This window comes from Rhodococcus sp. 05-2255-3B1 (assembly GCF_002258545.1).
Classification (GTDB): domain Bacteria; phylum Actinomycetota; class Actinomycetes; order Mycobacteriales; family Mycobacteriaceae; genus Rhodococcoides.
In genome coordinates, this window is record NZ_NOZC01000046.1 from 159,097 (window position 1) to 176,764 (window position 17,668).

The 17,668-nt window shown below is 65.9% G+C and carries 17 protein-coding genes; 12 read left to right on the plus strand and 5 right to left on the minus strand.

Annotated features, from left to right (window positions below; translation table 11 throughout):
• Positions 1 to 124: 124 nt before the first annotated feature.
• The gene (locus CH249_RS27280) at positions 125 to 703 is read left to right on the plus strand and encodes a sigma-70 family RNA polymerase sigma factor (RefSeq protein ID WP_032397500.1); all 579 of its coding nucleotides are present in this window, start codon (positions 125 to 127) and stop codon (positions 701 to 703) included.
• Positions 696 to 1,706 (plus strand): anti-sigma-D factor RsdA, encoded by a 1,011-nt coding sequence (locus CH249_RS27285; protein WP_094645367.1) that lies wholly within the window; start codon positions 696 to 698, stop codon positions 1,704 to 1,706. The genes CH249_RS27280 and CH249_RS27285 overlap by 8 nt, the downstream gene beginning before the upstream one ends.
• A gap of 84 nt (positions 1,707 to 1,790) precedes the next feature.
• Here CH249_RS27285 and CH249_RS27290 read toward each other — a convergent pair whose 3' ends face one another.
• A complete protein-coding gene (locus CH249_RS27290; RefSeq protein WP_032378069.1) occupies positions 1,791 to 2,195 on the minus strand; it encodes a DUF5319 domain-containing protein in 405 nt (134 codons plus the stop codon).
• 298 nt (positions 2,196 to 2,493) lie between these two features.
• On the opposite strand from CH249_RS27290, the gene guaB reads away from it, so the two are divergent.
• From guaB to guaA, 4 genes are all read left to right on the plus strand, one after another.
• Entirely contained in the window at positions 2,494 to 4,017 is a 1,524-nt protein-coding gene (guaB, locus tag CH249_RS27295) for an IMP dehydrogenase (protein WP_176459332.1), read from the plus strand.
• A gap of 57 nt (positions 4,018 to 4,074) precedes the next feature.
• Positions 4,075 to 5,214 carry a GuaB3 family IMP dehydrogenase-related protein gene (locus tag CH249_RS27300; protein WP_032397499.1) on the plus strand — a complete coding sequence of 380 codons (1,140 nt, stop codon included), beginning with the start codon at positions 4,075 to 4,077 and terminating at the stop codon, positions 5,212 to 5,214.
• A gap of 186 nt (positions 5,215 to 5,400) precedes the next feature.
• Positions 5,401 to 7,155 carry an FAD-dependent oxidoreductase gene (locus tag CH249_RS27305; RefSeq protein WP_032397498.1) on the plus strand — a complete coding sequence of 585 codons (1,755 nt, stop codon included), beginning with the start codon at positions 5,401 to 5,403 and terminating at the stop codon, positions 7,153 to 7,155.
• Between the two features lie 30 nt (positions 7,156 to 7,185).
• Positions 7,186 to 8,775, plus strand: a complete 1,590-nt coding sequence (gene guaA, locus CH249_RS27310) for a glutamine-hydrolyzing GMP synthase (RefSeq protein ID WP_032397497.1) — start codon at positions 7,186 to 7,188, stop codon at positions 8,773 to 8,775.
• 5 nt (positions 8,776 to 8,780) lie between these two features.
• On the opposite strand, the gene CH249_RS27315 is transcribed toward guaA, so the two are convergent.
• The 3 genes from CH249_RS27315 to CH249_RS28595 all read right to left on the minus strand — a co-directional run bounded on the left by CH249_RS27315 (position 8,781) and on the right by CH249_RS28595 (position 10,662).
• A complete protein-coding gene (locus tag CH249_RS27315) occupies positions 8,781 to 9,032 on the minus strand; it encodes a hypothetical protein (protein ID WP_094629821.1) in 252 nt (83 codons plus the stop codon).
• Positions 9,029 to 10,411: a PspC domain-containing protein gene (locus CH249_RS27320; RefSeq protein WP_256988507.1), complete on the minus strand. Its 1,383-nt coding sequence runs from the start codon at positions 10,409 to 10,411 to the stop codon at positions 9,029 to 9,031. The genes CH249_RS27315 and CH249_RS27320 overlap by 4 nt, the downstream gene beginning before the upstream one ends.
• A 98-nt stretch (positions 10,412 to 10,509) precedes the next feature.
• The gene (locus CH249_RS28595) at positions 10,510 to 10,662 is read right to left on the minus strand and encodes a hypothetical protein (protein ID WP_256988511.1); all 153 of its coding nucleotides are present in this window, start codon (positions 10,660 to 10,662) and stop codon (positions 10,510 to 10,512) included.
• A 46-nt stretch (positions 10,663 to 10,708) separates the two neighbouring features.
• Here CH249_RS28595 and CH249_RS27325 point away from each other — a divergent pair, with 46 nt between their 5' ends.
• The 6 genes from CH249_RS27325 (at position 10,709) to CH249_RS27350 (ending at position 16,385) form a co-directional block, all read left to right on the plus strand.
• Positions 10,709 to 12,064, plus strand: coding sequence for a sensor histidine kinase (locus CH249_RS27325; RefSeq protein WP_373453512.1), 1,356 nt, complete (start codon positions 10,709 to 10,711; stop codon positions 12,062 to 12,064).
• A complete protein-coding gene (locus tag CH249_RS27330) occupies positions 12,061 to 12,708 on the plus strand; it encodes a response regulator transcription factor (RefSeq protein WP_032397495.1) in 648 nt (215 codons plus the stop codon). Before CH249_RS27325 ends, CH249_RS27330 begins: the two co-directional genes overlap by 4 nt.
• A 66-nt stretch (positions 12,709 to 12,774) precedes the next feature.
• Positions 12,775 to 13,782, plus strand: coding sequence for a MerR family transcriptional regulator (locus CH249_RS27335; protein WP_094683674.1), 1,008 nt, complete (start codon positions 12,775 to 12,777; stop codon positions 13,780 to 13,782).
• Between the two features lie 89 nt (positions 13,783 to 13,871).
• Positions 13,872 to 14,573, plus strand: a complete 702-nt coding sequence (locus tag CH249_RS27340) for a hypothetical protein (RefSeq protein WP_235387148.1) — start codon at positions 13,872 to 13,874, stop codon at positions 14,571 to 14,573.
• Between the two features lie 7 nt (positions 14,574 to 14,580).
• Positions 14,581 to 15,717, plus strand: coding sequence for a sensor histidine kinase (locus tag CH249_RS27345; RefSeq protein ID WP_179273179.1), 1,137 nt, complete (start codon positions 14,581 to 14,583; stop codon positions 15,715 to 15,717).
• Positions 15,696 to 16,385 (plus strand): response regulator transcription factor, encoded by a 690-nt coding sequence (locus tag CH249_RS27350; RefSeq protein ID WP_032397492.1) that lies wholly within the window; start codon positions 15,696 to 15,698, stop codon positions 16,383 to 16,385. Before CH249_RS27345 ends, CH249_RS27350 begins: the two co-directional genes overlap by 22 nt.
• 8 nt (positions 16,386 to 16,393) lie before the next feature.
• On the opposite strand, the gene CH249_RS27355 is transcribed toward CH249_RS27350, so the two are convergent.
• Complete coding sequence (locus tag CH249_RS27355) at positions 16,394 to 17,617, minus strand: serine/threonine-protein kinase (RefSeq protein WP_256980995.1); 1,224 nt, start codon at positions 17,615 to 17,617, stop codon at positions 16,394 to 16,396.
• Positions 17,618 to 17,668 lie beyond the last annotated feature (51 nt).

Genomic DNA, 17,668 nt, shown 5'->3' on the forward strand with positions numbered 1-17,668 from the left:
TCGGAGTCGGACCGATTGGTTCGGTTGTGACCGGGTGGTGTCGCTATCCTTGGTCTCGTTCCACCACCACGTGGAAGCGCTCCCAGGCGGGTGCGTACCTGTAACGCGGGGAAATTTGTCGACGATGAACAGTGCGGGTGAGGAGCTTGACTCTTTCGTCGTTGCCGCAGCGCAAGGCGATCGACTGGCTCTGTCCCGGGTCTTGGAGTTCATCCGACCACTCGTCGTTCGGTACTGCCGGGCACGGGTCGGTTCGGCCGAACGCGGTCAGCTTTCGGCCGACGACGTGGCGCAGGAGGTCTGTTTGGCAGTCATGACCGCCTTGCCGCGATACCAGGACCAAGGTCGTCCGTTCATGGCATTCGTGTACGGCATCGCGGCTCACAAGGTCGCCGACGCCCATCGCAGCGCCTCGCGTAACAAATCGGACCCGGCCGCCGAAGTACCAGATGTCGTGTCGATGGAGCACGGACCGGAGCAACGCGCTCTCGAATCCGAGTCGAGTCGACAGATGACTGCACTGCTGGACACCTTGCCCGCCAAGCACCGCGAGATTCTGGTGCTCCGACTGATAGTCGGATTGTCGGCCGAGGAAACAGCAGCCGCCGTCGGCAGCACTGCAGGCGCTATCCGCGTGGCTCAGCACCGAGCTATCGCAAAACTGAAGAACGAAGTTGTGAGAGCAGGTGAAATGTATGGCTAGGGACAATGGTCACGGTGGCCCCGGTGAGACCCCGCGTCGCGGAATCTCGCGTATCGGTGAGCACGTGAACTCCACTGGACCGAAGCAGAACGATCCCTATGCCGACATCGGCGCAGACGGTGGTCCAGTGGACCTCGTCGCCGTACGTCGTGACGATGCGTTCATCGACGCGATCAGTGGTGACGGACCGATTGCCACCGATGACGCAGACGAGTACCAACTCGCCCTACTGTTGGCCAACTGGCGAGCAGACGTGGTCACGCCGGCGATGCCGTCCGGACCCTCCCTCGACGTGGTCGTCGCGTCGGTCGAACGCGAGAAGCTCGCCGCCGACATGGCTCGCTCGAGCTCGGCCAACCGCAGTGGACGGATGCGTTTGTTGCGTCCCATCGCCGGTGCCGCAGCCGCGATCGCCGTCGTGATGGGTGGCCTGGTGGTCATCTCGTACAACTCGACACCGGACGATCCGCTGTGGAGCGTCAAGTCGGTCGTCTTCTCCGAGCAGGCCGATTCGACCGTGGCGCAGATCGATACGACGTCCAAACTGCAGGAGGCGGAAAATCTTCTGTCCTCCGGGGACACCACTGCCGCTCGCGCACTGCTCGACGGTGCGTCGAACAGCAGTTCCGCTGTGCTCGACGACGCGCAGCGCGCCGAGCTCGATCAGTGGCTGGCGCGTCTGCTGCAGGAACTGCAGGCTCTGACGCTGCCCGCGCCCGTCCCGCCGCCTGCCGATGTGATCCCGGCTCCGGTGCCCAGCTCGGAGGTCGTGTTGCCACAGGCTCCGGTGGATCAGGTCGCACCCGACACCACGGGTGTGCCGATCACTCCGGCTCCGACGACGACACCCGTGGTTCCGCCCACCACGACGACCCCGAGTCCGACGACGACCACCGATGTCACGCCGACGGTGGTTCAGGAGCCCGATCAGCCGACAGCGACCGCTGGAGGCAGTTCGTCGGAGAACCGCGACCGCATGTCGGTTCCGTCCGGCGGCAGCTGACCGGGTTTCGATTCCCCACCGAACGACGAAGAAGCCCGACACGATGATCGTGTCGGGCTTCTTCGTGTGAAGATGCGGAAAGGGTCAGCTGTCGAATCCGTCGCCGTGCAACGCGTCGTTCATCGAAGCGTCGGCGAACCCGCGGCAGTAATCCCAGGTCACGTAGGCGTCGGGGACGGGGTCGTAGGCGGGCTCGTGCGGACGGACGGTTCCGTCGACCAGAAGCTGCAGAAGGTTCGCCCGCAACATGTCCCAGTCGTGGTAGTGGTCCTGCTGGCAGTCCTCGCAGCACACGACCAGTCCGCGGATGCCGCGGTGGCCGAGCAGTGCCTCGTAGACAGCCAGGTCCGCCAGGTCTTCCTCGACGGCCAGGCGCTCCTGAGGATCGAGAGGCTGGCCTGGCTCGATGGCGTCGAGGGCGGCCGACGGGTCGGCTGGGTCTCCGGCGAACGGATCCGGGGGTAGACCGGGAGGCAGTTGATCGCGCACGCCTCCACGGTACGCAGGACTTGTGGGTCTGCGCCAGCCGTTCGAATACGACATGCCGGACGCGGTGGCCGCCGACACTGGTGCAGACCGCGATTTCGGTGCTCGAAGCCACTCACAGCGGGAGGCATTCGCACTGGTTGTGCCCTAGCCGATACCATGGTTCACGGCGCTGAACAGATGAGTGCAAGTGCCGAAACTCCATCCGTTCTCCAACACCGCATTGCGGTGCGCCTGCGAGCTCTCACCGGCCGCACGCCGCGCCGAAGTGCAACCAGGCTCTAGGGAGGGCCAGATTCGTATGAGTAGTCCCGGAGCCCACGTCCGCACAGGCGGCGACGATCCCAACAAGGTCGCGATGCTCGGCCTCACGTTCGACGACGTCCTGCTGCTGCCGGCCGCTTCGGATCTGATTCCCAGCTCGGTCGACACCTCGAGCCAGATCACCCGCGAGATCCGCCTGCGGGTACCGCTGGTCAGCTCCGCCATGGACACCGTCACCGAGGCGCGGATGGCCATCGCCATGGCCCGCGCCGGCGGAATGGGTGTGCTGCACCGCAACCTGTCGCTGCAGGATCAGGCGTCGCAGGTCGAGACGGTCAAGCGCTCGGAGGCCGGGATGGTCACCGACCCCGTCACCTGCAAGCCCACCGACTCGTTGGCCGAGGTCGACGCCATGTGTGCGCGCTTCCGGATCTCCGGTCTTCCGGTCACCGACGAGACCGGTGCGCTGGTCGGCATCATCACCAACCGCGACATGCGGTTCGAGGTCGATCAGAACCGCCGCGTCGCCGACGTCATGACCAAGGCGCCGTTGATCACCGCGCAGGAGGGCGTCACCGCGGAAGCGGCGCTCGGTCTGTTGCGTCGCCACAAGATCGAGAAGCTGCCGATCGTGGACGGCAAGGGCGCGCTCACCGGCCTGATCACCGTGAAGGACTTCGTCAAGACCGAGCAGCACCCCGATGCCACCAAGGACCGTGACGGTCGCCTGCTGGTCGGTGCCGCGGTGGGCGTCGGGCAGGACGCCTGGGCTCGATCGATGGCTCTGACCGACGCCGGGGTGGACGTCATCATCGTCGACACCGCGCACGGCCACAATTCGCAGGTACTCGAGATGGTCAGCAAACTCAAGGCCGAGGTGGGCGACCGCGTACAGGTCGTCGGCGGCAACGTGGCCACCCGAGCGGGCGCACTCGCCCTCGTCGAGGCGGGTGCGGACGCGGTCAAGGTCGGCGTCGGGCCGGGATCGATCTGCACCACCCGCGTTGTCGCAGGCGTCGGCGCTCCGCAGATCACCGCCATCCTCGAAGCCGTCGCGGCGTGCAAGCCACACGGTGTGCCGGTCATCGCCGACGGCGGTCTGCAGTTCTCCGGCGACATCGCCAAGGCGCTCGCTGCGGGTGCTTCGACCGCCATGCTCGGATCGTTGCTGGCCGGAACCGCAGAGTCGCCGGGCGAGCTGATTCTGGTGGGCGGCAAGCAGTTCAAGAGCTACCGCGGCATGGGTTCGCTCGGCGCGATGCAGGGGCGAGGGGGAGCGAAGTCGTTCTCCAAGGACCGCTACTTCCAGGACGACGTGCTGGCCGAGGACAAATTGGTGCCCGAGGGCATCGAGGGTCGCGTCCCGTACCGCGGTCCGTTGACCCAGGTCATCCACCAGCTCACCGGTGGTCTGCGCGCTGCGATGGGGTACACCGGTTCCACCTCGATCGAGGACCTGCAGAAGGCTCAGTTCGTGCAGATCACTGCGGCCGGGCTCAAGGAGAGCCACCCGCACGACATCACGATGACCGCAGAGGCCCCGAACTACACCACCCGATAGTCGCCTCGGCCCTTCCTCGGCCGATTCGATTCGCTCTCGAAGTAGAAAGGTGCGCGCGTGCGCGACCTCGTTGAAATCGGCATGGGCAGAGAAGCCCGCCGCACCTACCAGCTGGACGACATCGACATCGTGCCGTCCCGTCGTACCCGGTCGTCGAAGGAGGTGTCGACGGCATGGCAGCTCGACGCGTACCGCTTCGACATTCCCGTTCTGGCGCATCCGACCGATGCTCTGGTCTCGCCCGAGTTCGCGATCGAGCTGGGTCGCCAGGGTGGGCTGGGTGTCATCAACGGTGAAGGACTCTGGGCGCGCCACGCGGACGTGCAGGCGAAGCTCGATCAGCTGATCCACATCGCCGAGACCGATCTCGATCCGGACGCACCTATCGCCTTCCTGCAGGAACTGCACGCGGCACCGCTTCGGCCGGATCTGCTGGCCGCGGCCGTCGGTCAGGTCCGTGACTCCGGGGTGACCGTCGCCGTTCGGGTGAGCCCGCAGAACGCTCGCTCGCTCACCCCCGCCCTGGTGGCGTCGGGTCTCGATCTGCTGGTCATCCAGGGCACGATCATCTCCGCCGAGCACGTGGCTCACGGTGAGGACGAGCCGCTGAACCTCAAGACCTTCATCGCGGAGCTGGATGTTCCCGTCATCGCAGGCGGCGTGAGCGATCACCGCACGGCGCTGCACCTGATGCGCACCGGCGCGGCAGGCGTCATCGTCGGTTACGGCTCGGTCGAAGGTGGCACGACCACCGGTGAGGTGCTCGGCATCGGCGTTCCGATGGCCACCGCCATCGCCGATGCGGCCGCGGCACGTCGGGACTACCTGGACGAAACCGGCGGGCGCTACGTGCACGTCATCGCCGACGGCGACATCACCACCTCCGGTGCCCTCGCCAAGGCCATCGCCTGTGGGGCCGATGCTGCGGTTCTCGGTGCTCCGCTTGCCGTCGCCGCGGAGGCTCCCGGCGGAGGTTGGTACTGGCCGTCGGCCGCGGCGCATCCGTCCATGCCGCGCGGGGCGCTGCTGCCGATGTCGGCGGGGGAGCGGCCGAGCCTGGATCAGGTGCTCAACGGACCGTCGCGTGAGTCGTACGGCTCGATCAACCTCGTCGGCGGGCTGCGTCGGTCGATGGCGAAGTCCGGGTACTCCGATCTCAAGGAATTCCAGAAGGTGGGCCTGAACGTCAGGGCTTGATCGACACTGCTCCGACAGGGCGCGTACTCCTTTCACTCAGGGGTGCGCGCCCTTTCTGCTGCATGTCGTCCACGTAAGCCGACCCTGTGTTGGTGATACCTCTCGTAACAGCTAGAATCGGTTGTGGCGGTAGTCACATGGGGGTGTGCATACTGTTCGACAGCATCGGATGTAGCGGAGGTCACCATGGGTTCAGCTGTTCGCGCAACGGATTACGACGTCTTGATCGTCGGTTCGGGCTTCGGCGGAAGCGTCACCGCGCTTCGGTTGGTGGAGAAGGGATACCGCGTCGGCATCCTGGAAGCCGGACAACGCTTCGAGGACAAGGACTTCGCGAAGAACAGCTGGGATCTCAAGCGCTTCCTGTGGGCACCGAAGCTCGGCCTCTACGGCATCCAGCGGGTGCACCTGCTGCGCGACTGCCTCATCCTCGCCGGTGCCGGAGTCGGCGGCGGTTCGCTGAACTACGCGAACACCCTCTACAAGCCCCAGGCACCGTTCTTCGAGGACAAGCAGTGGGCGCACATCACCGACTGGAGCAGTGAGCTCTCCCCGTTCTACGACCAGGCCACCCGCATGCTCGGTGTCGTCCGCAACCCGCACATGACCCCCGCCGACGAGGTGATGAAGTCGGTCGCCGAGGACATGGGTGTCGCCGATACCTTCATCCAGACACCGGTGGGAGTGTTCTTCGGCGAAGAACCGGGCAAGACGGTCCCGGACCCGTACTTCGGCGGAGCAGGCCCCGAGCGCACCGGATGCATCGAATGCGGCGAGTGCATGACCGGTTGCCGCCACGGAGCCAAGAACACCCTGCTCAAGAACTACCTGGGCCTGGCCGAGCGCGCAGGAGCCGAGATCGTTCCGATGACGACCGTCACCGGTCTCGTTCCCCGATCCGACGGGACCTGGGACGTCGACACCGAACGAACCGGTGCCCGGCTGCGCAAGGGCCGCAAGACCTACAGTGCGGCCAACGTGGTTCTCGCTGCGGGCACCTGGGGTACGCAGAACCTGCTGCACAAGATGAAGGACACGGGTGCGCTGCCCCGTCTGTCGGACACGCTCGGGGAACTGACCCGCACCAATTCCGAGTCGATCGTCGGGGCCGCGAAGCTGGCGGTCGATCCGAACATGGACCTCACGCACGGTGTGGCCATCACGTCCTCGTTCCACCCCAGTCCCAGCACGCACATCGAACCGGTCCGGTACGGCAAGGGCTCGAACGCGATGGGCATGCTGCAGACACTGATGACCGACGGCGGCGGAAGGATTCCGCGGTGGCTCAAGTTCGTGTTCGCCATGATCGCTCATCCGATTCAGTTCGTCCGCGTCGTCAACGTCCGGCACTGGAGCGAGCGCACCATCATCGCGCTCGTCATGCAGAACCTGGACAACTCGATCACCACGTTCACCAAGCGCGGAGCCTTCGGTCGCAAGATCTCGAGCAAACAGGGGCACGGTGAGCCCAACCCGACGTGGATCCCGGAGGGCAACGACGCCACCCGACGCATCGCCAAGAAGATCGGTGGTGTGGCAGGCGGTACGTGGGGAGAGTTGTTCAACATTCCGCTCACGGCCCACTTCCTCGGTGGCTGCGCGATCGCCTCGGATCCCGAGCACGGCGTCATCGATCCGTACCACCGCGTCCACGGCTACCCGACGCTCAGTGTGGTCGACGGCGCTGCCGTATCGGCCAACCTCGGAGTCAACCCGTCGCTGACGATCAGCGCGCAGGCCGAGCGTTCGGCCGCGCTGTGGCCGAACAAGGGCGAGCTGGATCTCCGTCCGGCGCAGGGGTTGCCGTACCAGCGCCTCGATCCGATCGCCCCGAACTCCCCGGTCGTGCCGGTGGATGCTCCGGGTGGTCTGCGACTGCCGATCGTCGAGATCCGGTCGGGTTCGTCGGCGATGCCCGTCGAGCATTCGGGTGTTGCATGACCACTGCGGCAGTCCCACTAGACTGACCCGGTGACCGACTCCTCTGCACACGATCCCGCACACGCACGCCCGGTTCTCGTCGTCGATTTCGGCGCCCAGTACGCGCAGTTGATCGCCCGCCGTGTGCGCGAGGCCAATGTGTACTCCGAGGTGATCTCGCATACCGCCACTGCCGAGGAGATCGCGGCGAAGGACCCTGTCGCGCTCGTTCTGTCCGGCGGACCCTCCAGCGTCTACGCAGAGGGTGCGCCCGAGCTCGATTCCGCGCTCCTCGACCTCGGCATCCCCGTGTTCGGCATCTGCTACGGATTCCAGGCCATGGCCCAGGCCCTCGGCGGAACCGTCGAACACACCGGAACGCGGGAATACGGCCGCACCCAACTCAGCGTGGACGGCGGTCGTCTGCACGACGGTCTGCCCGCCACGCAGCCGGTCTGGATGAGTCACGGTGATGCCGTCACCGCGGCCCCGGAGGGCTTCACCGTCACCGCCACCAGCGCAGGCGCGCCGGTCGCCGCCTTCGAGAACGAGGGCAAGCGTATGGCGGGCGTGCAGTATCACCCCGAGGTTCTGCACTCCCCGCACGGGCAGCAGGTGCTCAGCCGATTCCTGCACGAGACGGCGGGTATCGCGCCGGACTGGACTGCAGCCAACATCGCCGACGCTCTGGTCGACGCCGTGCAGGAGCAGGTCGGCCCGACGGGCAAGGCCATCTGCGGCCTCTCGGGCGGCGTCGACTCCGCAGTGGCGGCGGCGCTGGTGCAGCGGGCGATCGGTGACCGTCTGACCTGTGTCTTCGTCGACCACGGACTACTGCGCGCCGGCGAGCGTGAGCAGGTGCAGCAGGATTTCGTCGCCGCGACGGGTGCCAAGTTGGTCACCGTCGATGCGGTCGACACCTTCCTCGGCGCACTCGAGGGTGTCTCGGACCCCGAGGAGAAGCGCAAGATCATCGGCCGCGAGTTCATCCGAAGCTTCGAAGGCGCGGTGGCCGAGGTGCTGGGCGAGAACGCCGAGCACGGCGACGCAGTCGAGTTTCTGGTGCAGGGCACGTTGTACCCGGATGTCGTCGAGTCCGGCGGCGGGTCCGGTACTGCCAACATCAAGAGCCACCACAACGTCGGCGGCCTGCCGGACGATCTTCAGTTCGCCCTGGTCGAGCCGCTTCGCGCACTGTTCAAGGACGAGGTGCGTGCCGTCGGACGAGAACTGGGATTGCCCGAGGACATCGTCGGCAGGCAGCCGTTCCCAGGACCGGGTCTGGCGATTCGCATCGTCGGTGAGATCACCCGCGACCGTCTGAACACGCTCCGTCATGCCGATTCGATTGTCCGAGAAGAACTTACGGTCGCGGGCTTGGATCAACAGATCTGGCAGTGCCCGGTGGTGCTGTTGGCCGACGTACGCAGTGTCGGGGTGCAGGGCGACGGCCGTACCTACGGCCATCCGATCGTGCTCCGTCCGGTCTCGAGCGAGGACGCCATGACGGCGGACTGGACTCGTTTGCCCTACGACGTGCTCGAAACGATCTCGACTCGGGTGACCAACGAGGTTCCTGAGGTCAACCGAGTCGTTCTCGACGTCACGAGCAAGCCGCCGGGCACCATCGAGTGGGAGTAGCGGACTCAGCTCTTCTTGCTGGGTCCCAGCAGTAGCGCGAAGCCGACCACCACCGCGACGACGACGAACACCCAGCGGAACTGGACGTCGCCCAGTGCCGCTATCGCTCCCTGGCCGATGAGTGCTGCGACCGAGACGACCATGGTGGCCAGCCCGGCGAGCAGCAGCAGTGCCGAGGGGCCGCGTCGGCTCGAAGTGCGATTCTCGCCGGAGGGATCGTCGTAGTCGCCGACACGGTCGGTCTCGTTCTTCTTCACCGGTTCCCCACTTTCAGTTCGCCGAGTGCCAGATCGCCGACGATCGTCAGTACCGGATCATCGCTGCTCGTTCCCGGGCCGAACCGTGTGTCGGTGGGGCACGAACCCAACGCCGCCTCGCACTGCACGATCACGTTCATCGAATCGGGCACGGTCACCGACGCACTGCCCAGCGCCACGTCGATCTCGACGGTGCGGTTCTCGGTGAGGGCGAGGCCCGTGAGGTCGAGGTCCAGTTCACCCATACCGACGTCGTAGGTGTCCGCGAGATCGGCAACGGCGGTCGGTGCGATGCGCTGGGTTCCCGACGCACTCTCGCCCATGTCCATCGGACCGACCGCTGAGGCCAGGACGACGAAGCCGGCCAGAGGTGCCGCGATCACCAGCAATCCGTAGCCCTTGCGGAGGAATGCGCCGACCACGAGTCCGACAGAGACGACGGCGAGAGCGACGGCTCCGACGCGGCCCGGCGAGGCCCAGTCGCCACCGGTTGCGGCACCGACCGCCGCGGTGATGCCGGCAGCGAGCAGGGCCAGGCCGAGAAAGCTTGCCGTCCACCGTGATCGACGCTTCCGTTCGATCGCCGCGGGCGGGAATGTCCCGGTCGGTTCGGGAAGATCCCAGGCGAACGGTGCCACCCCGAGCGGGTCCCACGACGGCGGAGTCACGGTGTGCATGTCGGTCGGCGTCTCGGTCGGCTTCTCGACGGGTGCGGTTGCCTTGCTCAGGTTCACGGTGTGCGCGTCTGTGCCGGTGCCGGAGCCGGAGTGCTCGACGGTCTTCGGAGTCGGAACGTAGCTCTTCGGCAGAGTCGTGTACGGCGTGTATCGCTCGTACTGGAACTGCGGCGGACGATACTGCGCGGCCGTCCACTGTTCTGCCGACGTGTTGGAGCCGAAAGGCATGGGGGCGTAGCGGTTACGGGAGAACTCCGCCGTCCGCATGTACGGCGGCGGCTCCGGGCACCGTTGGTGCAGCAACCACAGTCCACCGAGCATCGCCACCAGAGAGATCAGCCCCGAACCTCCGAGTCCGACACCCACAGGGCCGATCGTCGACACCGCGATGACCAATGCCACCGCCACGACCACCATCTTGGTCGTCGAATCGGAGCTGTTGCCACGCCCGACGAGCGACTCCGCACCCGACGCCGTGTCACCGGCGCGGCTGAGCACCAGCCACGCCGCCAGATACAGCACGATGCCGGTACCGCCGAACAATGTGGAGACGACGAACGCGATCCGAATCAGAACGGGGTCGACGTCGTAGCGATAGCCGATACCGGCCGCAACACCCGCCACATGCCCGCGTTGCGGCAAGCGGTGCGGACGGGTGCGCCACATCTGCTGAAGTTGATCCGAGACGGTCACGTTGCTCATGCCAACCATCGTGTCCGCCACGACCACCGAACACATCAGGGATACCCCTGATCTTCGTCCCCGACATCGGGCCCACCTCGACAAAGCCACGAAAAACATCAGGGCGAACCCTGATGCGACCACCACCGCATCCGTGCCAGGATCGAGGGCGTGCACCCTGTCGACAATCCACCCGTCGACGCCGCCAGGAACACACCGTCCCCGGCAGGCGACGCGACGGCCACCCACACCACGTCAGCCGTGCCCGTCACCCCTGTTCCCCCCATCGCTCCTGCAGGCTCCGCGCCTGTTCCCCCCATCGCTCCTGCAGGCTCCGCTCCTGCTTTTCCTGTCGCTTCTGCAGGCTCCGCTCCTGCTTTTCCTGTCGCTTCTGCAGGCTCCGCTCCTGCTTTTCCTGTCGCTTCTGCAGGCTCCGCTCCTGCCCCCTACCAACGCCGCGGCGGCGGACGCATCGTCGGCGGCGTGGCAGGCGGGCTCGCCGACCATCTCGGCGTCGACGTATTCAAGGTTCGGGTGGCGTTCGCGCTGCTCGCCGCATCCGCCGGTGCCGGAATCGCCGCATACGGATTGATCTGGATGTTCACGCCCGCGGGCGAGGACACTGCGCATCCGAGTGCCGCCGAACGCCAGCGTGCGCTCGGGTTGGCTGCCATCGGGCTCGGCCTCGCCGTCGGGCTCGCCTGGCTGCTCAGCGGTACCGCTGCATCGGTCATCGTGCCGGTCATCGTCGTGGTGATCGGTGCAGCCCTGGTCTGGCGTGAGTTCGACTCCGAGGGCCCACGAACTGCGCTCGGCCTGCCCAAGCATCCGAGCGTGTTGAGTTGGGCGAGGGTCGTCGGCGGAGCGACGTTGATCGTGCTCGGCCTCGCCGTGGTGGTGCTCGCCCGCGTCGATCTGGCCGCGCTGCGCTCGTCACTGCTGGCGGTGGTGGTCACTCTCGTCGGCGTCGGCCTGTTGACGGTTCCCATCTGGTTGCGCACCTGGCGCGCGCTCGGTGCCGAGCGGTCTGCACGCATCCGCAACGACGAGCGCGAGGAAATCGCGTCGCACCTGCACGATTCGGTGCTCCAGACACTGGCCCTGATCCAGAAACAGTCCGATCAGCCGCACGAGGTGATGCGGTTGGCGCGCGGGCAGGAGCGCGAACTCCGCAAATGGCTGTTCGACGGCGGAGATACCGACAACTCCAGCTTGGCCGACGCACTCAAGACCATCTCCGGTGAGGTCGAGGATCAGCACGGCGTGACGGTTCGACCCATCACTGTCGGCGACGTGCACCTACTGCCCGACGACATCGAGTCGGGCCTGTCCCGTGAGAGCTTCACCGCGCTGCTGGGTGCCACGCGAGAGGCTCTCGTCAACGCGGCCAAGCATTCCGGTGAGACCAATATCGATCTGTTCGCCGAGACCGAACCGGAACAGGTCAGCGTTTTCGTCCGCGATCGCGGTACCGGGTTCGACGAATCCGAGGTACCCGAGGATCGACAGGGACTGGCGAAGTCCATTCGGGGACGCATCGAGCGCCGCGGTGGCACGGTGCAGGTACGGTCGACCGTCGGCAAGGGAACCGAAGTGCGAATCTTCATGCCTCGCAACGGAGCCTCCGTCACCACCGAATCGTCCGAATCCACCCAGCAGGAGCAGTCGACGTGACCGAACCTTTCCGCGTTTTCCTCGTCGACGACCACGCGGTGTTCCGTTCCGGTGTGCGAGCCGAACTCGCTCGCGAGGCGGACATCGACGTCGTCGGGGAAGCCGGAGGCGTCTCCGAGGCGGTCTCGGGCATCGAATCGACGAAGCCGGACGTGGTGTTGCTCGACGTGCACATGCCCGACGGCGGCGGCGTCGCGGTGTTGAACCGCATCTCCGAGGGGCCGGTCTGTCTCGCCCTGAGTGTGTCCGACGCTGCCGAGGACGTCATCGCCGTCATCCGTGCCGGGGCGAGGGGGTACGTCACCAAGACGATCTCCGGCTCGGAGCTCGCCGACGGTGTTCGACGCGTCGCCGGGGGAGATGCCGTCTTCAGCCCCCGTCTGGCCGGGTTCGTCCTCGACTCGTTCACCGGTCGCAGCGCTGCCCCGGAGCCCCCGCTGGATCCGGAACTGGATTCGCTGACGCCCCGTGAACTGGAGGTGTTGCGGTTGTTGGCACGCGGGTACACCTATCGTGAGATCGCCGAGGATCTGTTCATCTCCGTCAAGACCGTCGAGACCCATGCCTCGAACGTTCTCCGAAAGACTCAGCAGTCCAACAGGAATGCGCTCACGCGATGGGCGCACAAGCGTCGAATCGACTAGGCACCCGACGTCCGGACACGGGATCACGCTTGACCTTCGACCAACCCGAAGCCTCAGGATTTCACCATGACTGATTCGGCGGAAGAATTCCTGACCATCGGTGCGTTCGCTCGCGCGAGCGGACTCACCCCCAGTGCTCTACGGTTCTACGACGACTGTGCGTTGCTCGTCCCGGCTTTCATCGACGCCAAGTCCAGCTATCGCTACTATTCCCGTGCACAGTTCGAGAGAGCGAACATCATTCGACAGTTGCGCGACATCGGCATGCCACTGGACAAGGTGGCCTCCGCACTCGCCGGCGACGGAGCTGCAGCGGTCGACATCGTGGATCGGCACGTCGACGAGCTCGTCGCACGCGCGCGGGCAGCCGCCGAGGCCGCGATCTCGATCCGCCGATTGTTCGACGAAAGATATTGCACAGCAGCGCTTTCTGCCGTCGAGTTCGCGTCGGCGGTCGAGCAGGTCGCGTCTGCAGCCGGAACGAGCGAGGAGTTTCCGGTGCTGCGGGGTGTGCTGGTCGAGGTGGACGGTGGCACTGTCACCCTCACCGCGACGGATCGGTATCGACTCACCACCCGAAGCCTCGTGGCACAGAGCTCACCCGGCGCAGCCTGGTCCCGTATCGCATCGGTCGGCTCTCTCGGGACGCTACCCGCGTCGGGAAACTGTGTGCTGACGGCAACCGACGACGCGATGGTGTTCGAGTCCGAAGGCGTCCAGCACACTGTGGATCTGGTCGACGGCGACTTTCCCGACTGGCGCACGATCATCGACGGTCTGGCTCCGACCGCGACGAGGGTTGTGGTGCAACGAGATTTCGTTCCTCTCGACAGCGGTACGCTGCGAATCGACGCCGGCCAGGACGGCCTGACGGTCGAGGGTGTCGCGGTCCCCGCTCGGGTGACCGGTTCCGAGATGACGGTGTTCTTCGACGCGGCCGTCCTGCAGGCTGCGGTCGCATCGGCCGTCGGACCGGACCTGATGCTCGATATCGCCGCTCCTGACCGTCCGATGCTGGTGCGGTCGGCGGTCGACGGCGCTCTGACGACACTGGTGATGCCCGTCCTCGGCTGATCGACGGTCGGCGGTCGTTCGGAAGTCGGTGCAGAAGTATCGACTTTCGATGACTGGGTACTTGCTCCCACTCTCGATACCGTGAGGGTATGGACGACAAGATGCTCGGGGAGACGCCACCGGCGGTGCTGTGGTTCTCCCGCGGCGATCGGCTCTTCCTGATCGCCGGTGCCGTGATCATCGGGGGACTACTGGGGTTCGGGCTGCCCTATGTGGCTTCCTGGGGAGCGTCACTCACCTGGATACCGTTTCAGGGTCCGCTGGAGTTGATCGCTTCGTGGTCGCAGTGGTGGGTGCGGTACGTCTGTATCGGGCTGGGAGTACTGCTCGGGCTGGCTCTGGTGGCGGCCGCGTTCTACGACACTGCACGGGTGGCGGTGTCGGAGATGCAGGTACGTATCACCGAGAGAGGCGAGACCGCCACGATCTCGAAATCCGAGGTCGGCACAGTCTTCGTGGACGGCAAGGAACTGGTTCTGCTCGACGGTGCCTCGCGTCAGCTGGTGCGGGTGCCGAGCGAGGAGAAGCGTGATGCCATCGAGGCGGCGTTCGAGAAGCGAGGTTGGTCGGTCGCGACCGGCGATCCCTATGCCGATCTCTATCGCCTGTGGGTACCCGAAACTCCCGGTCTGGCACCGGAAGTGAACGCGGTGCTCAAAGCCCGCGCGATGGCCCTGAAGAAGAAGGCCGCGTCCGATGCGCGCGAATTACGCACGGAACTGGACCGACTCGGCGTCGTGGTGCGAGACAAGAAGACGAGCCAGTACTGGCGTCCCCTGGTTCGATCGTGACGGTTCGATGACAACTCTGCTTCGACGGCATCGGGAACGCGCATGGGATGTCGCCGCCATCGCGTTCGCGCTGCTGTTGGTGCTGTCGGTGGCCGCAGGCACCGAGGGGATGACCACCACGGGAACGGTCGTCTCGATCGTCGTCGGCGTTGTCGGTGCCGTGTCGTTGTGGTGGCGTCGCCGGTGGCCGATCGAGATCGCGGTAGCGCTGGCGGTGTGCACGATCCTGACCGACGCTGTCGGTGGTGCCGAGTTGGTGGCCGTCTTCACCGTTGCCACTCGAAAGTCGTGGCGGGTCACCACCGCGGTGGTGGTACTGCATCTCGCGGCGTCGATGATCTGGACGATTCTGTGGGTCGAACAGTCGATTGCGTACACCGCGATGGCCAGTCTCGCCTTTCTGAGTATCCCGGCCGCGTGGGGCATCGTCGTCAAGTCGCGCCGCGAGGTGATTGATTCTCTACGAGAGCGGGCAGAGCGAGCGGAACACGAATCCAATCTGCGCGCCGAGACCGTTCGGGGACTCGAACGCGAGCGGATCGCGCGCGAGATGCACGACGCTCTCGCACATCGGATCTCGTTGGTCAGCCTTCATGCCGGAGCGCTGGAGGTGCGGCCGGACGTCGGTGCGAAAGAAGTCGAGGCGATCGCATCGACCATCAGACTCGGTGCACACGGTGCCCTGGAGGATCTGCGGGAGATATTGGGAGTGCTCCGATCGGGTGTCGCGGCCTCGGCGCGTCCACAGCCGGGGGTGGCGGACATCGGCGAACTGATCGAGGATTCGGAGAAGGCCGGTACTCGGGTGTCGTTCGTCGACGAGTTGCCTTCCGGCGCAACGCTGACGCCCTCTGTTTCCCGCACCGTTCATCGGGTGATCCAGGAAGGTCTGACCAACGCCAGAAAGCATGCGCCCGGCCTGCCGGTGCGCTGCGGGCTTGCGACGGCCGGTGGTGAGCTTCGGGTGTGGCTCGAAAACGGTCTCGGTACAGAGGGTTTCGCGGCAGTACCCGGTTCGCGGTCGGGAATGATCGGTCTGAGCGAACGTGTCGAATTGGCAGGCGGACGAATCGAGTACGGAATCGCGCGTCGCGGCGACGGAGTGGTCTACCGTCTGGAAGCGTGGTTGCCGTGCCCGAAGTAGCCGACGGTCCCGATGTACTCACGGTGTTGCTGGTCGACGACGACGCGTTGGTCCGCGCGGGCTTGTCGCTGATCCTGAGCTCGGATCCTGGAATCAGGGTGGTCGGTGAGGCGGCCGACGGTCGCAGTGGCATCGAGGCAGTGCACGCGTTGTCTCCCGACGTGGTTCTGATGGACGTGCGGATGCCGGTCCTCGATGGGCTCGCGGCCACCGAAATGCTTCGCGCGGAGGGGTTCACGGCTGCCATCGTGGTGTTGACCACGTTCGATACCGACGAGTACCTGCTGCGGGCACTGCGGGTCGGCGCGAACGGATTCCTGCTCAAGGACACGCCGCCGCGGGACATCGTCGACGCGGTGCATCGCGTCGGAACCGGGGAATCGATGCTGTCGCCGACCGCCGTCGGACGCTTGGTTGCCCACTGGCGCGAGCAGGACGCTCGATCGCACGACTCCGCCACCGCGCGGGCGCGGGCCCTGCTCGAGTCCCTGACCGATCGCGAACGCGAGGTGGCGGGTGCTGTCGGGTCGGGGAAGTCCAATGCGGAGATCGGTGCCGAGTTGTACATGAGTGTCGCGACCGTGAAGACCTACGTCTCGCGGATTCTGACGAAATTGGCGTGCAGCAACAGGGTTCAGATCGCGATCGTCGTGCACGAGTCGCGTTGAGGGTTCGTCTACAGCAGGAGTGCGATCACCAGAACGAAAACGACCACGATGGCGAGCACGAGTGCTGCGAGGATCGCGGTAGATGGAATCGACGTTCGGTCGCCGACGACGTCCTCGATGCGCATCAGGACGTCCTCGATCGGGTTCTTCTTCTTTCGCGGTAGATCGAACGGCGGTGGCGAATACGTCGACGGGACCGGATTGGCTTGGCTCTCACCGGGTTGCACGGCCGGCAGGCCCGCGATGGTTCTTCCGAACTCCCTCGACGGACGACGAGATTCGGAGACCGGTGTCGAGCGCCTCGCCCATGCCGGGACCACGCCGTCCGCGGACGTCAGAGGCACCCCGCGCAGCTGAGCTATGCTGCCGCGCTTGCTGATCGCGGCGACGATCATCTCGTCGCGAGCCTGCGCCATGGTGGGGCGTCGGGCAGGATCGGGTTCGAGCATGTGCAGCAACGGGCCCGTGAGATCGCCGCTGCGGGTGGGAGCGATGATCTGCCCCTTGGCAACTCGGTGCAGCAGTGCGATCGAATCGTGATCGATGTCGAACGGCGGTTTGCCTTCGATGGCCGTGTACAGCGTTGCGCCGAGGGAGAACACGTCGCTGGCCGCGGTGGGATCCTGTCCGCGTGCGACCTCGGGTGCGAAATATGCCGGGGTGCCGGTGATCACGCTGTCGTCGGCTGCTTCGACGTCTCCCTTGGCGCGGGAGATGCCGAAGTCGCTGATCTTGACGATGCCCAGATCCTTACCGCGATCGGCGATCAGAATGTTGCCCGGCTTGATGTCTCGGTGCACGATCCCGGCCTCGTGCGCTTCGGTCAGGGCGTCGGCGATCTGCGCGCCGATCTGAGCTACCTCGAACGGTGGTAGCGAGTCGGTGGTGCCGAGTGCCTGCGCGAGACTGCGCGAGGACAGGTATTCCATGACCAACCACGGCTCACCGTCGACGAGAGCGACGTCGTGCATCGCGATGGCGTGGGGACTGGAGAGTCGGGCTGCGATGCGACCCTCGCGCATGGCCCGGTTACGTACTTCGACGGCCTGCTCCGGGGTCAACCGAGTGGTGGACGTGACCTGCTTGACGGCCACCTGGCGGTGCAGAAGTGTGTCGGTGGCGAGCCATACCGCGCCCATGCCTCCACCGCCGAGTTTGCCGGCCAGGCGGTATCTGCCTGCCAGGAGGTAGTCGGGCCCGACGCCCCGTCGAACACGCTGCTGATCCGTCACGCCCACAGGTTAGTTGACGATGGCTGGACGTGCCCGCAGCCGAGCGACGGA

Coding starts and splice junctions, on each gene's coding strand:
- guaB (WP_176459332.1), top strand. CDS start 2,494: ATGAGTAGTCCCGGAGCCCACGTCCGCACAGGCGGCGACGATCCCAAC.
- CH249_RS27285 (WP_094645367.1), top strand. CDS start 696: ATGGCTAGGGACAATGGTCACGGTGGCCCCGGTGAGACCCCGCGTCGC.
- CH249_RS27335 (WP_094683674.1), top strand. CDS start 12,775: ATGACTGATTCGGCGGAAGAATTCCTGACCATCGGTGCGTTCGCTCGC.
- CH249_RS27305 (WP_032397498.1), top strand. CDS start 5,401: ATGGGTTCAGCTGTTCGCGCAACGGATTACGACGTCTTGATCGTCGGT.
- CH249_RS27345 (WP_179273179.1), top strand. CDS start 14,581: ATGACAACTCTGCTTCGACGGCATCGGGAACGCGCATGGGATGTCGCC.
- CH249_RS27320 (WP_256988507.1), bottom strand. CDS start 10,411: ATGAGCAACGTGACCGTCTCGGATCAACTTCAGCAGATGTGGCGCACC.
- CH249_RS27340 (WP_235387148.1), top strand. CDS start 13,872: ATGGACGACAAGATGCTCGGGGAGACGCCACCGGCGGTGCTGTGGTTC.
- CH249_RS27280 (WP_032397500.1), top strand. CDS start 125: ATGAACAGTGCGGGTGAGGAGCTTGACTCTTTCGTCGTTGCCGCAGCG.